Below are 12344 nucleotides of genomic sequence, written 5' to 3' on the forward strand. Positions count from 1 at the left end.
CGCGCGGTCTGCTCCGCAGACACGACGCGCCGCCGCTACGCGGCGGACGAACCGCAGCGCTCCGCGCTGCCGGCCCGGCGACTCCGTCGCCGGTGTGGCCAACTCCGTTGGCCACGGCTCGAATTGCTCCGCAATTCGGCCTGCGGAAATTCGCTCCGCGAATTCCCGGGGCTGGCTACGGGCCAGGGTTGCTGGGACCGCCGACCGTGGAGGGCGTACCGGGCCCACCGAAGACCTCGCTTCACCATCACGCTCCGTTCATACGGACACTGTCACAGCAAGCTCGGCCCCCACCAGAAAACAGCACACAACCACACCTGACCCTGCCTCACCTGACACACAATCGCCTCCCTTTGCCCAAGGGCTGTTTCGTAAGGACGCTGTCCTGAGCATGGAGGCACTATGGTTCCCACCCGCGACCACACAATGGCGGGGCCTTCCAAGAACTACCGCTACTCAACGACACCGGGTGATCGTCGACGCCAGCAGGCCCTGTCCGGACTCGTGATCACGAGAGGGGAACTGAAGCCCGCTCATGAGGGGCCGGTTAGGGTCTGTGACATGTCTGTTGTCACTGAGCCTTCACCTGCGCATACCTTGCGTCCCGCGACCCGAGCCGACCTGCCTGCGGTGCTGGGCCTCCTCGCCGACGAGAACCAGGTGGTAGACCCGAAGACCATTGTGGTGACGGAGGCTCATGAACGGGCCTTCGTAGCGATCGACACGGACCCACGCAACGAAATGCTGGTTCTGGTGGACGGCAGCGGCACGGTGGTGGGCTGCCTGCAAGCGACTTACATCCCAGGACTCGGCAAAGGCGGCGCCGAGCGCGCCCTCGTCGAAGCGGTACGGATCCGCGCGGACCGGCGAGGCGATGGACTCGGCCGGACCTTGATGACACACGCGATCACAAGAGCACGCGCACGGGGCTGCGCACTGGTACAGCTGACCAGCAACAAACAACGCGAGGCCGCACACCACTTCTACACCACACTAGGCTTCGCACGCACCCACCAAGGGTTCAAACTCGCGCTCTAGAAGTCGTTTCTCTTGGTGTGTAGGTGCCGGACATCATGGTCGTCGCGACAGGAGCTCATGCCCGAGAGGACAAGTGAGGCAGGTGTTCGGAGGCATAGGGACGGTCTTGACGGACCTGTGGCAGCGGCGTTGGCCCGACTGCCCGCCGGTTGCGTACAAGCTCCGCGGCCCCTACCGGGATGTCTGGGTGCGCTTCCACAGCCTGCCGAAGTCGAAGCGATACCCAGAGGACGAGACCGAGTACGCCGTTGTCCTGGAGCGGTACAACACCATCCTCGACGAGTTGTTTGCCGGTGGCGATGTGTACGTGATCACACGGGTCTGGACGACCGAAGCCGAGGTTCCACCGTTCCAGTCTGATGCCGGCTACTGGCAGACCCTGCTGGTGGAGGACGACCCTGACCCGGAGTTCCGCACCTACTGCCATCTCCTTGCCGCCCGCCGACCCTGGCGACACGGCTGCCTCGACGAACTGCTCCGCGACATCGCCGACGACAAGGTGGCGGGAGTCTTCGTCACCGACACTCAGATGCGGCGCATTCACTACCCCTACGACGGTGGCGCCGACGTCTTCCTCACCACGCCTGAGGAACGGGATCGGACCCGCGACAGGCACGCCCTCTGGCTTTCCGGCAGCCCGTCAGGGCTCTGACGGTTCAGGATCACCGCCCTGACCGAATACCCCCGCTCAGAACGTCAGCCGCCGGAAGCAGATGCGCAGGGCCGCTATGCCAGCGAAAGCAAGGAAATGCTCGGGCTTGCGTTCGTAGCGGCGGTGCAGACGTCGGCAACCGGCCAGCCAGGACACGGTTCGTTCAACGACCCAACGATGGCAGCCGAGCCGGGCGGAGGACACGACCCCCTTACCCGCGATGCGGTGGCGTATGCCGCGTGAACGGAGCCACCACCGCAGATGGCCGAAGTCGTAGCCCTTGTCCGCATGCAGCTTCACCGGCCGCCTCCGGCGCGGTCCGCGACGGGAACGGATCCTCACCGGAGAACTCGGGCAATCGCTTTGGGCTTGGGCAGGGCCAGGGCTCGACGACGGACCCTGGCTGCGCGAACTCTCCGACTGGGCCCTGGGGTCTGGACGCGGCGTTGCGTCCCTGCGTCGCACCCTGCATGGTGGCTTGGGGAGCGCGGGCGCGGGAGGGCATGTGGGGGAGTCTCGGTGGGAGCAGCGCCGTGTCGCGACCAGTGGCAGGACCTTGCGGTGGCCACGTGCCCTGCTTGGGTTCGCACTGGCCGATTTGGTATGGGAGATCATCAAGTCGAATCTGGATGCCGATGTTCGAGGTGCCTGGCCGTGGCGGTTCACCGTGCTCGATGCCTCGACGTGTGCGGCTGTGGTCGCTTTGCTCACGGGTATCGTTCTGACGCGTTCCCAGCTCTCGCAGACGATGCGCCCGGTCTTGAGCTGGTCCGCCCGCACCGCGAACAGCGGCCAGCTCGAAGACTCTCGGCGCACCGTGCTCCTCATCAACGCGGGAGGTGGCAGGTGCACCGTCCATTCCGTCGAGTACCAGGTCCGGGCCTCCGCACGGTGCCCTGCGTCTGCCGTCATCGCACCGGGTTGGATGCCGTGGCACGCAGCTCTCGCCTCCCTGACGTCATTGGGTCTCGAGAAGGACGAGGACTTCTTTCTCCTGCATCTGGGCAGGGGAGCAGCCATACCGATGACCAATACCAGCAGAGACGGCATGGAACTCCTGGCCCTCGGCCCGAGAGCGCTGGAGCGGCTCGCGGTCCTGGACGTGAAAATCCAAGTTGAGGACGTCCTGGGAGACGTCCATGAAAGGCAGCTCCAGTGCGTACGTCCTGCGGTCTCCACTCCCCGGCACTGATCGAGGTGACGTGGCATGACGTGGTGACGGCAGTCGACTGCGGGGCGAACCTGGAGAGCCACGCCAGCTGGTCAAAGAAGGCCTAGAGGCTGCGCAACCACCAACCTGTCAGTGAACTGACAGGCCGCACCTCTAGTCCTGGGACCGGGCAGCACGCAACAGCCGCAGCTGGCCGATCTCTGCCGCGTTCTTCATCAGCTCTGCATTCACCCAGGCCGCTGTGTCAGCCACAGTGCGCGCCGGATCGCCCTGCCATGGGAAACGGGCCGGCGCATCAAGATCGGCATCGGTGAGGCCTTCCAGCACGACCAGCCACGCCGACCGAAGCTCCCGCAACCACTGGATGACGGAGTGAGGTGCACCGCTCCACGTCACCTCGCTCCGAGGGCGTGGAGCGCGGCCTCCCGCGTGCTCAACCGCAGCATCCCACCACCAGCCGATATGCCAGCTGAGCACCGGGTCGGGCTCCTCTGCCGCCCAGTCCGGGATCCAGCTTCCGAGTTCCCAGCGAGAGCGTCACTCTCCCCATCGGACATGGCTTAGCGGGCCGGTGCCCGCTGGGCGCTGATCAGGTGTGCTCTAGCCTGACGAGGATTCGACCGTTCGAGCCAGGGGTGGGGATCCGCATGGCAGCGGGCACGACCGACGACACGGGACGCGGGCGGGGGCGGCGGCCATCGGGCCGCCGGGCAGCGGGACGCGGGCTCCGCCCCCTGCTCACAGCCGTCACCGCGCTGTGCGCCCTCGGACTTGTCACGGGCTGCTCCGCCCTGGGGAGTTCGCTGCGCCTCGTCTGGGAGGCCCCGGTCGACAACGGCGCCAGGGACTACGGCAACGGGGCCTGGCTGGTCGGCGAGACGCTCGTCCGCAGCCGGTACGACGCGATCGGCGCCTTCGACGCGAGGACGGGCACGGTCCGCTGGGAGTACGCCCCGCCCAGCCAGGAGCACATCTGCGCCGTCAGCCGCCGCACGGCCGGCTCCGTACTCCTCATCGCCCGGGGGAACGTGATGAAAGCGGGCTGCTCGACGGTCGCCGCGCTCGACCTCACGAGCGGCCGCGAGCGGTGGCACACGCCCCGCACCCCCGGGGGAAACCTGACCGAGACGTTCACGAACATGGTCGCCGTCGGTGGCGGGGTCGCCGTCCTGCGGGACGCCGACGACCTGTGGACCCTCGACGACGACCTGTGGCCCCCCGACTCCCGGCCCGCCGTCTCCGGAACGAAGGCGCTGCGCGCCTTCGACCTGCGGACCGGCGCCCCGCGCTGGACGGCCGCCGTCCCCGAGGACTGTGTGCCCGAGCAGGTCGCCGCCGGGGAGCGGCAGGTCGTCGCCGTACTCGCCTGTGGCCGCACCGAACTGAGGCTGGCCGCGTTCGACCCGGCCGGCGGCGGGCTGCGGTGGACCGCTTCCCTCGGCGGGCGGACGACGCCCGCACCGGACGGGCAGGTGACCCTGCTGTCGGCCGAGCCGCCGGTCGTGCAGAACGGCGGGACGACGGAGGGCGGGCAGGGCGCCTTCCTCCTCTTCGGCGAGGACGGGAAGGCGGCCGGCCGAATCGAGACCACCGGTGGATACGGAACTATCCAGGCGCATGCGCCGGCCCTCGTGACCGTCGCGGACGGGCGGCTCTACGCCGGCGCCGAAATCAGAGAGCGCAAGTCATCCCGGGACCGGGTGGTCGCCTTCGACCTGGCGAGCGGCAGCCAGGTCTGGCTGGAGAACGTGGCCGTCGCGGGCGGCCTGCGTGCCCTCGACGTGACCGGCGGCCGGGTGACCGCCCTCGCCGACCGCGGCTCCCGGCAGGGCGGGCACGAGGATCTGGTGGTGCTCGACGCCGCCACCGGGGAGGAGAAGGAGAGCATCGACACCGACGTCGACGTGGACCGGCACAAGGGCGAACTGGCGGGCGTGCGCGTGTACGAGGACTTGGTCGTCGCCGTGCGCTGGGGCTCGGGAGTGCGCCCCTTCTCGGCGTACACGCGCGACTGACGGGCCGGGCCCGGCGGGAATCGTCGGATACGCCCTGGCCATCACCTCGTGGCACTGGCGGATCACAAATCGAACCAGCGGCGCCAGATGGGCGCGTCCGTCCCGGCGGACCAGCGGTCGTTTGCCGCACGGCGCAGCTCCGGAGTTGTCAGCGTTTCCTCGCGGGTGAGCCAGTCCAGGTACCACTCGCCGAAGGTGGCGGGCTGTCCGTCATCGTTCAGGAGCGGGTTGAGGCGATCGCAGGTCGCGCGTCCGTCGAACCACATGGTGCCGCGCATGGGCCCGCTGACCACGAGGAGGGTGGAGAAGCCGCAGCCGTGATCGCAGAGAGGGACGGTCCCGGACGTCCGCGCGTCCTCGGCGGCGTCCGCCGCTTCCTGCCACGCGTCATGAACGACTTGGTAGGCCGCAGCAGAGGCGTAGTCCCCCCTCCCGGGGTTCCGTCAGCCAGATGTCTTCGCTCATCGCCAGAGCGGTGTCGTGGTCCGGGAACGGGACATGGAGGTCCGCGGGCTGGTCGCCGTCCCAGTGCCAGCCACGCTGATCGGCTTGAAGCGTGCGCACCCGGCCGCCGGCACTGACGCGCAGCAGGTACTGGCGATAGTCGTCGGGGAACACCACGCCGAACTGTTCCTCGGCCCGGCGCACCTGAGCCTCACTCAACGTCGGCGGGAGAACGGCATCCCTACCGCCTCTCGCGCCCTGCCGTGTGTAGAGAGCGACGGTCCGCTTCCGGACACCGTCCCAGTTCACCGTCTGCATACCCGGCAAAATAGCCCCCCGTCGGATGCCGTGACCGGTGCGCGTCGGTGGGGCGGTACGGGGGAGAGCCCCGGCGGGCCGCTGGGGGCCGGCGGGGCTCTCCTCGTGCTGGTGGTCAGCCCGCGTTCAGCGTGCTTTCCAGGCTGTCCGCGTAGAGCCGGGCTCCCGCGATCTTGGGGTGGAAGGACTTTCCGGAGTTCGGGAAGCTGTCGGCCTTGGAGTGGCCGGTCAGCACCACGGCGTTGATGGACTCCGGGTTGCCGCACGCGGCCTTGCCCGCGAACTCGTCGCGTGGGTCGGAGAAGACGGCGTTCGCGGCGTGCAGGGTGTTGGCCTCGGCGACGGCCGTGGCCATCTCGTTCGCCAGCTGGTCCGCCATGTTGTTCAGCCACAACGTCTCGGCGGCCTCCAGGCCGGGCACGCAGTTGCCGTTGCCGTCGATGAGGCGCGGGTAGCCCATGAGTACGATCCGGGCGTTCGGTGCGCGCTGGTGGATCTGTTTCAGGGTGCTGACGAGACGGGGCCGGACGGTGTCCTTCACCCACTTCTTCGCCCAGACTCCCAGTTCCTCGGTGCTCTCGTCGGCGATGTCCTCCCCCGTGTCGGGGTCCACGGACTGGAGCGATGTGTCGTAGCACTTGGGGCCGAGGATGCAGTGCGCGACGACGTCGGCGAATCTCATGTCGTTCCCGCCGATGGACAGCGTGACCAGGGTGGTGTGCTGGTCGAGGTAGCCCTGCTCCATCTGGCCGAGTTCGCCGCTCTGGCCGTGTCCGATGATGTTGTAGTGCCGGGCCCCTGAGCATGCGACGAACTGGTAGTCGAGGGACGGGTTCTTCGCGTCCGCCAGTTCACCGACGGACGTCGTCCGCCCGGGGAGCGTGGCCTGCCGGGACCACGCCTTCGTCGAACGGTGGCAGGCGTTGCGGGTCTTGGGGCGGTTCGTACTGTCGTAGTCGGTCTCGGGGTAGTAGTCGTCGCCGGCGCCCTCGGTGACGGCTTCCCCGGACGAGTACGAGTCGCCCATGGCGACCATCTGCGTGGCCGGCGGGGCTCCGAGCGGCTCGAAGCCCACCGCGTCCCAGGCCACGTCCTCGGTGCCGTCTCCGTCGAGCGCGACGTCGGACTTCAGGCCGCTCTGGCGGGTCAGGTTCGACAGCGAGACGGTGGGCGTTCCGGTGAAGTTGAAGGAGCCGAGCGAGACCCACTTGTTCCGCATCACGCGCTGGGGCTTCACCCGTGCGGGGCTCGTGGAGTCCGTTCCGCCGACGACGTACCGTGCCTGGCGGGTGTGCGCGCCGTGGTCGGGGAGATGGACCCACACCCGCATCCAGCCGCGCCGGGTGGAGTCGAGCGTCCACGTGCCGGTCGTCGCCAGGCGCTGTGCGGTGGCGGTGGTGTTCAGGTAGGTGTGGGAGAACCAGAAGTGGTTCCCGTAGCCCGCGCCGATCTGGTGCAGGTCGACCTTGCCCGAGGGTGTGGCGAAGCTCAGGCGGAAGGTTCCGGAGGAGCCGGACGCGTGGCAGGTCCGCCCCGCCGATCCGGCGGGGGTGGTGCCGTTGGGCACGTCGTCGACGATCAGGGTGCCTCCGGGCAGCTCCGGTGTGCAGCTGGGCGGGTAGTTGTTGGCGTCCGGCTGCTCCGGATAGGTCGCGTTGAACCGGTGCAGTGCGAAGCCGCACTGCGCCTTCGCTCCGCAGTCCTTCCATTCGGCCGGCTGGTGGTACCAGCACTTCAGGTACAGCGCATGGGAGGATTCGCCCGGCAGCAGGCACGGTCCGCCGCCCGTGTCGTTCGTGGCGTCCTCGGAGATCAGGGCGGGGTCGCAGGTGTTGCTGCTGTCGCAGAAGAGGTCGATGGGCGGTTTGGCCGTGGTCCTGTAGGCCGCGTCGGTCCACCAGGCCGCACGGTAGCCCGGCTGGAAGTCACCGGGGCCGAACTGTGCGGAGAGGGGCCGGGCCGCCCAGCCGATGACCTTCTCCTGGTAGGGCCAGTCCTGGGGGTGGGAGGCGTGGCTGTAGTCGTCCTGGTGGCCGAGGGTCTCCAGGAACGGGGTGCGGTTCTCCTTCCAGAGGGGGTTGGCCGGGTTGTTGGTCCACCCCACGCCCCACTTGCCGGACTTCGAGGACGCTTCGGCCTGCGGGTAGTAGCCGCTGTTGTAGGCCCAGAGGGCGTAGAACCAGTTCTCGATGTGGGCGGCGTCGCCGTCGTTGATGACGAGCCCGTCGCGCCGGGTCTGATTCCACTTGTCCGCCAGGATGTCGGCGCCGGCGGCGATGTTCGCGGTGTAGTCGAGCGCCGCGGCCTGCTGCTGGGCCCAGGTCAGGGTCTTCTTCTCCATGCCGGGCTGCCGCATGCCGTCCGTGACCTGGGTGACGCCGTATCCGCAGTCCGCGTTCGCCCAGTCGATGGCCCACGGGTCCTGCTGCTCGCCCGAGGGCGAGTAGTCGATCCCGTAGTAGTTGCCGATCAGCGGGTTCGCCGTCACTCCGGGGATCGCGTAGCGCGTGGCCTGCCACATGTTGGATTCCTGTGCCGTGATGCCGAGCATCACCTGCGCGGGAATGTGCCAGTCCTCGCCGCTGCCGCCCAGGAGGGATCGGAGGGGGAAGAGGCTCTGCGGCTTGTACGCCGCCATGCCCGTGTTCTTCCAGTCGGCAGGGCGGGACACATGGGTGTTGAGCTTGCCCACCACCGCCTGGTCCGCCGCCCACTCGACCTGCCTGGGGGTGGGCTGGTACGCCTGGAGCTTCACGTCACCGCGCGGCACGGAGCAGGTGCGGTCGGCGTCGACGGGCGATTCGGCGGCCGCTCGGGACGTCTCCGCGCCGGTCCGGGCCTTGGCCGGCCGGGGCAGGGCGGGGCTGGCCGCGAGTGAGGTGTCCTGCGCCTTCGCACTGCCGAGGCGCTCGTGCGGCATGGCGTCGAGTGTCACGCTCGCACCGGTGTCCAGCGCCTTCAGGGTGACCCTGGCGGGCCGGGCGGTCAGAGCGTCTCCCGGGGATATCCGCGAGTCCTTGCCGTCGGCCCAGGCCGTGGTGAGCGCGGCGCGGCCGTGGCTGGAGATGCGCGCGTCCTTGGCGAGGCCGCCCGGGTTGCGCACCGGACCGGGGAGCTTCCGTCCCTGCTCCGTGCGGGCGGTGCCCGTGACGAAGACGGTGCCGTCCGCCGCCCTGGCCAGGTCGAAGGCGGTCAGCTTGCCCTTTGCCAGCCGCTGGGCGGTGTTCGCCGTCCTCGGGGAGCGGAGCTGTGCGGGGGTGACGCGGGAGACGGCGGCTTCGGGCTCGGCGCCGGCCCGTGGGGCGGACTTCGTCCCGCCGGGCAGCCGGTCGATGAAGGTGACCCCGCCGTCCGCGTCGGGGCTCAGCCGGAACGGCACGCCGTGGGTGCGGGCCACGACCCGTACCTTCTCGCCGTCGATCCGTACGATCCGGTGGCCCTGGGCGGCGACGATGTGGCCGCCGGCCGGTACCGCCGAGGTGATCTGGCCGTCCAGGCGGGCCGTGGTCGTCGTCCCGTTCGGCGCGGCGACGGTGACGAGCCGCGTCCGGGAGGCGTCCGAGGACAGCTCGTCGGTGAACTGGGAGAAGACCGCGTCCTCGCCGTTGCCGCAGCCCGGCGAGAAGTAGCCGAGGGTGGCCTGGAAGGGGAGCTTGCGGACGTTCCCGGTGTCGAGGTCGACGATCGCGGTGAAGGCGCCCCGGCTCATCAGTTCGGGCTTGTTCGTGAACGTGCGGGGCGCGTAAGCCACGGCGGCGTAGCGGCCGGACTCGGTCACGCAGGCGTTGCCGATCCAGGAGTCCGTCTCGAAGCCGGCCTCGGACAGGGTGGCGGCGGTCCGCCACCCGTATCCCTTCTTCTCCTCGGCCACCATGACGTGGAAGCCGGTGGCGTCGCCGGTGGTGGTGAACGCCCGGTCCTCGGAGCCGGCGAAGTCCTTGCCGAGTACAGCGGCCCGGCGGTCCTCCGCCACCGCCGAGGGCTTGAACCCGGGTTGTGCGTCCGGGGGCGCGTCGTCGTCCCTCAGTGCGGCCTCTGTCTCGGCCGACCAGCCTTCGGCGGCCCGCGGGCGCGGGCTGTCCGCCGATGCCTGCGGCAGGCCGATGCCGACCGCCACCGCGACCGCGGCCGCCGAGGCCGCCGCGGCGCGCAGGCGTCTGAGCTTGCTGCGTCTCAACTGTCCTGTCCTCACGTATGCGGGAGCGGGGGCGCCGTCCGGCACTCCCCCGCTTCGGTCGTCGTCCTGTGCGTCCGCGGAGGGTGCCGTCGGACTCGCTCGGACGAATCAGTGGCAGTTGTAGAAGGCGCCGGTGGGGGTGAAGTAGGGGAACTTGAGGGTGCGGCTGGTGTAGTAGCCGTAGGCCCCGTCGGCGGAGAGTCCGTGCGACTTCTGGGCGTTCTTCAGCGCGGTGAAGGTCGCCGGCCCGAAGCTGCCGTCGATGGCGATGTTCTGCTTGTAGCAGTGCTTCAGGCTCTTCTGGAGTGCCCTGACTCCGCCGCCCCGGTCGTTCTTCACCAGCGTGCACTGCGCGCTGTAGATCCCGTTGCTGTAGGGGATCTGCGCGCTGATGCGCATGGTCGCCGAGTGCGAGGCCGAGAAGACGGCGCTCCATGTGTCGCAGGTGTAGGGGTCGCCGGGCAGGGCGGAAGCCCCGGGGGCGACGATCGCCGCGCCGGTGAACAGGGCGGCCGTCGCGGTGACGACCGTGGCGGCGTTCCTGAGAGCCCGGCGTGTCGAGATGAGCATGTACGTCCCCGTTCGGTCCGGTGGATGGGTCTGTCGCTGCAGGACCCTAGGACCGTCGAGGAGCCGTCACTTTGGCGGGCGTGCGGGATGCTGTGCTGATCGTGCGACTTCATCTGCCCTCGGCCGGCGGGCAGTTGCACCTGCGGGCCGGGGAGGGAATCGAGTACGCGAAGCCGAGAGCAGCGTCGATGAACCCCTGCACCCGTGTCGCCGCCTCGCGCGTCGTCGGCGACCGCCCCCTTCCCTGCCCGGGCGGCCGGTCAGGCGGCGAAGCCGATGTTGGTGACGTATTCGTACTGGCCCCACTGCGAGCCCAGGTCGGTGATCTGGTCGGTCCAGGCGTCGTCGAGGGCGCGGTCGTCGCCGGTGGACCAGGCGTCGACGAGGGCTTCCCAGTGGCGGATGTTGAGGGTGCGGAACTCCACGACGCGTTGGCGGGGCGGGGTCACGCCGGACTGGTTGAGGGGGTGGATCTCGACGCGGGTGCCGCGTCCGGCGCGGTTGAGGCGTGCCAGGAGGTAGCGGGCGACGTTGCGGCGGCGGACGGTCCGGTAGGCGGTTTCGATGCGGGCGAGGTTGCGCTTCGTCGGGTTGCGGGTGCCCGCCAGCCATGCCTTCAGGGTGCGGTCGGTGACGGTCAGGCCCGCGTCCCGGGCGGCGGCGCGGGCGTGCGGGGTGCGGGTGAGGTAGCGCAGGCGGGCCATGAGGCCGCGCCGGGTTGTGACGGGGGTGGTGATGAAGTCGGCGAGGGCGTCGAGCCGGTGGGCCAGGGCCTCGTGGCCCTTGATTCCCGTGGCTCCGTACTTGCCGAACTCGTGTGTGCGCTCAGGCACGTGGCCTCCCTCCCACCTTGTCAGTCATCGGTGTCGTCGTCTTGTCCGGCGGCGGCCGGGTCGGCGGGGTCGGTGCCGACGGAGTAGACGTCCTTGACCTTCACTTCGTAGACGCCCCGGCCTTCGGGGAAGACGCGCCGCCAGTCGCCGATGACGTGCAGTTCGTCGGTGCCCATCACCCGGACCGGTGTGAGGCCCTCGTCGTATGCCTTGTATGCCTTCATCCAGAGGTTGGCGAACGCCTGGGAGCGGATGAGGTGCATCCAGTCCGGGCGGTACAGCTCCCGGTTGTAGTTCGACTCCCCCATCGTGGAGACGAACTTGGAGTACATCGCCTTCACGTACTCCAGCGTCACCTCGTCCCCCTCGGCGATCGCGGTGTCGCGGGCGTCCTTGAGCGCGACCCGGAACTTCTCCAGCAGGTTCTCCGTCGCCCCGGAGGTGTACGACTCGTGGATCTCGGGCGGGTCGCACAGGCCGTACTTCGGGCCGGACAGGCGCAGCAGGAGGCGCAGGGTGGGTTCGGTGATCCAGAGGGGGCCCGGTTCGTCGCGGTTGCCGATCGGGTTGGGCAGGTGGGCGTCGTGGTCCCATGCGGGCGGGGTGACGAGGTGGACGCCGGCGCGGCGGCGGTCGTGCGTGTTGCCGCTGGAGTGTTCCAGCTGGCCGATGGGGAGGTGGGTCTTGAGCGCCGACAGGTAGGCGCCGTTGATGTCGAGGGCGGTGACCTCGTGGCAGCCGGGCGGCAGTCCGGGCCTGGCCCACTTGGGCCGGGCCTCCCAGACCTGGTCGGCGCCCCGGGCGGTCTGCTTGCGCAGGATGTCCGGAATCCAGGGGTGGGCGATGACGTCGTAGCGTCCGCCCTTGCGGGTGGCGTCCAGCAGGGCCATGGCGTCCGGGATCGCCCGTTTGACCAGGGCGGCCGTTGCCGCCTCCATGTCGCCTTCGTGCCGGGTGAGGGCTTCGGTCACGGCTGCGGTGATCTGGTCGGGCGGGCCGGTGTCGGGCGCGGGGCGCGTACGGCGGGCGGTGGGCTGAGCCCTTGCCGGACCGGCCGGTCCGGCCGGCTCGGTCGCGGCGCGCTCCGGCCGGTCCGCGGCGGGGGTCGCACAGGTCCCCGGTGCCG

9 protein-coding genes and 4 pseudogenes are annotated in these 12344 nt (G+C 69.7%); 5 read left to right on the forward strand and 8 right to left on the reverse strand.

Annotated features, from left to right (window positions below; all coding sequences use genetic code 11):
• Positions 1-367: 367 nt before the first annotated feature.
• From MHW47_RS23405 to MHW47_RS23415, 3 genes and pseudogenes are all read left to right on the forward strand, one after another.
• Positions 368-484: pseudogene (locus tag MHW47_RS23405) on the forward strand (IS5/IS1182 family transposase); the annotation flags it as partial.
• Between the two features lie 77 nt (positions 485-561).
• Positions 562-1038, forward strand: a complete 477-nt coding sequence (locus tag MHW47_RS23410) for a GNAT family N-acetyltransferase (RefSeq protein ID WP_239225749.1) — start codon at positions 562-564, stop codon at positions 1036-1038.
• Positions 1039-1225: 187 nt separating this feature from the next.
• The gene (locus MHW47_RS23415; RefSeq protein ID WP_374230134.1) at positions 1226-1690 is read left to right on the forward strand and encodes a hypothetical protein; all 465 of its coding nucleotides are present in this window, start codon (positions 1226-1228) and stop codon (positions 1688-1690) included.
• Between the two features lie 36 nt (positions 1691-1726).
• On the opposite strand, the pseudogene MHW47_RS23420 reads toward MHW47_RS23415, so the two are convergent.
• A pseudogene (locus tag MHW47_RS23420) lies at positions 1727-2026 on the reverse strand (transposase); the annotation flags it as partial.
• 688 nt (positions 2027-2714) lie between these two features.
• Between MHW47_RS23420 and MHW47_RS23425 the strand changes: the two are divergent.
• Positions 2715-2882: a hypothetical protein gene (locus MHW47_RS23425; protein WP_239225751.1), complete on the forward strand. Its 168-nt coding sequence runs from the start codon at positions 2715-2717 to the stop codon at positions 2880-2882.
• 132 nt (positions 2883-3014) lie between these two features.
• On the opposite strand, the pseudogene MHW47_RS23430 reads toward MHW47_RS23425, so the two are convergent.
• A pseudogene (locus MHW47_RS23430) lies at positions 3015-3380 on the reverse strand (DinB family protein); the annotation flags it as partial.
• Between the two features lie 128 nt (positions 3381-3508).
• Between MHW47_RS23430 and MHW47_RS23435 the strand changes: the two are divergent.
• Positions 3509-4876 carry a PQQ-binding-like beta-propeller repeat protein gene (locus tag MHW47_RS23435; protein WP_239225752.1) on the forward strand — a complete coding sequence of 456 codons (1368 nt, stop codon included), beginning with the start codon at positions 3509-3511 and terminating at the stop codon, positions 4874-4876.
• 62 nt (positions 4877-4938) lie between these two features.
• On the opposite strand, the gene MHW47_RS23440 is transcribed toward MHW47_RS23435, so the two are convergent.
• The 6 genes and pseudogenes from MHW47_RS23440 to MHW47_RS23465 all read right to left on the reverse strand — a co-directional run.
• On the reverse strand, positions 4939-5154 hold the full coding sequence (locus MHW47_RS23440; protein ID WP_239225753.1) for a hypothetical protein: 216 nt from the start codon (positions 5152-5154) through the stop codon (positions 4939-4941).
• A 109-nt stretch (positions 5155-5263) separates the two neighbouring features.
• Positions 5264-5638 carry an SMI1/KNR4 family protein gene (locus MHW47_RS23445; protein ID WP_239225754.1) on the reverse strand — a complete coding sequence of 125 codons (375 nt, stop codon included), beginning with the start codon at positions 5636-5638 and terminating at the stop codon, positions 5264-5266.
• Positions 5639-5753: 115 nt separating this feature from the next.
• Complete coding sequence (locus MHW47_RS23450) at positions 5754-9815, reverse strand: GDSL-type esterase/lipase family protein (protein ID WP_239225755.1); 4062 nt, start codon at positions 9813-9815, stop codon at positions 5754-5756.
• A 108-nt stretch (positions 9816-9923) separates the two neighbouring features.
• Complete coding sequence (locus tag MHW47_RS23455; protein ID WP_239225756.1) at positions 9924-10385, reverse strand: peptidoglycan-binding protein; 462 nt, start codon at positions 10383-10385, stop codon at positions 9924-9926.
• Positions 10386-10645: 260 nt separating this feature from the next.
• The gene (locus tag MHW47_RS23460; protein ID WP_239225757.1) at positions 10646-11218 is read right to left on the reverse strand and encodes a transcriptional regulator; all 573 of its coding nucleotides are present in this window, start codon (positions 11216-11218) and stop codon (positions 10646-10648) included.
• Between the two features lie 20 nt (positions 11219-11238).
• Positions 11239-12344: pseudogene (locus MHW47_RS23465) on the reverse strand (transcriptional regulator); the annotation flags it as partial.

The organism is Streptomyces sp. OfavH-34-F (assembly GCF_022347745.1).
Taxonomy (GTDB): domain Bacteria; phylum Actinomycetota; class Actinomycetes; order Streptomycetales; family Streptomycetaceae; genus Streptomyces.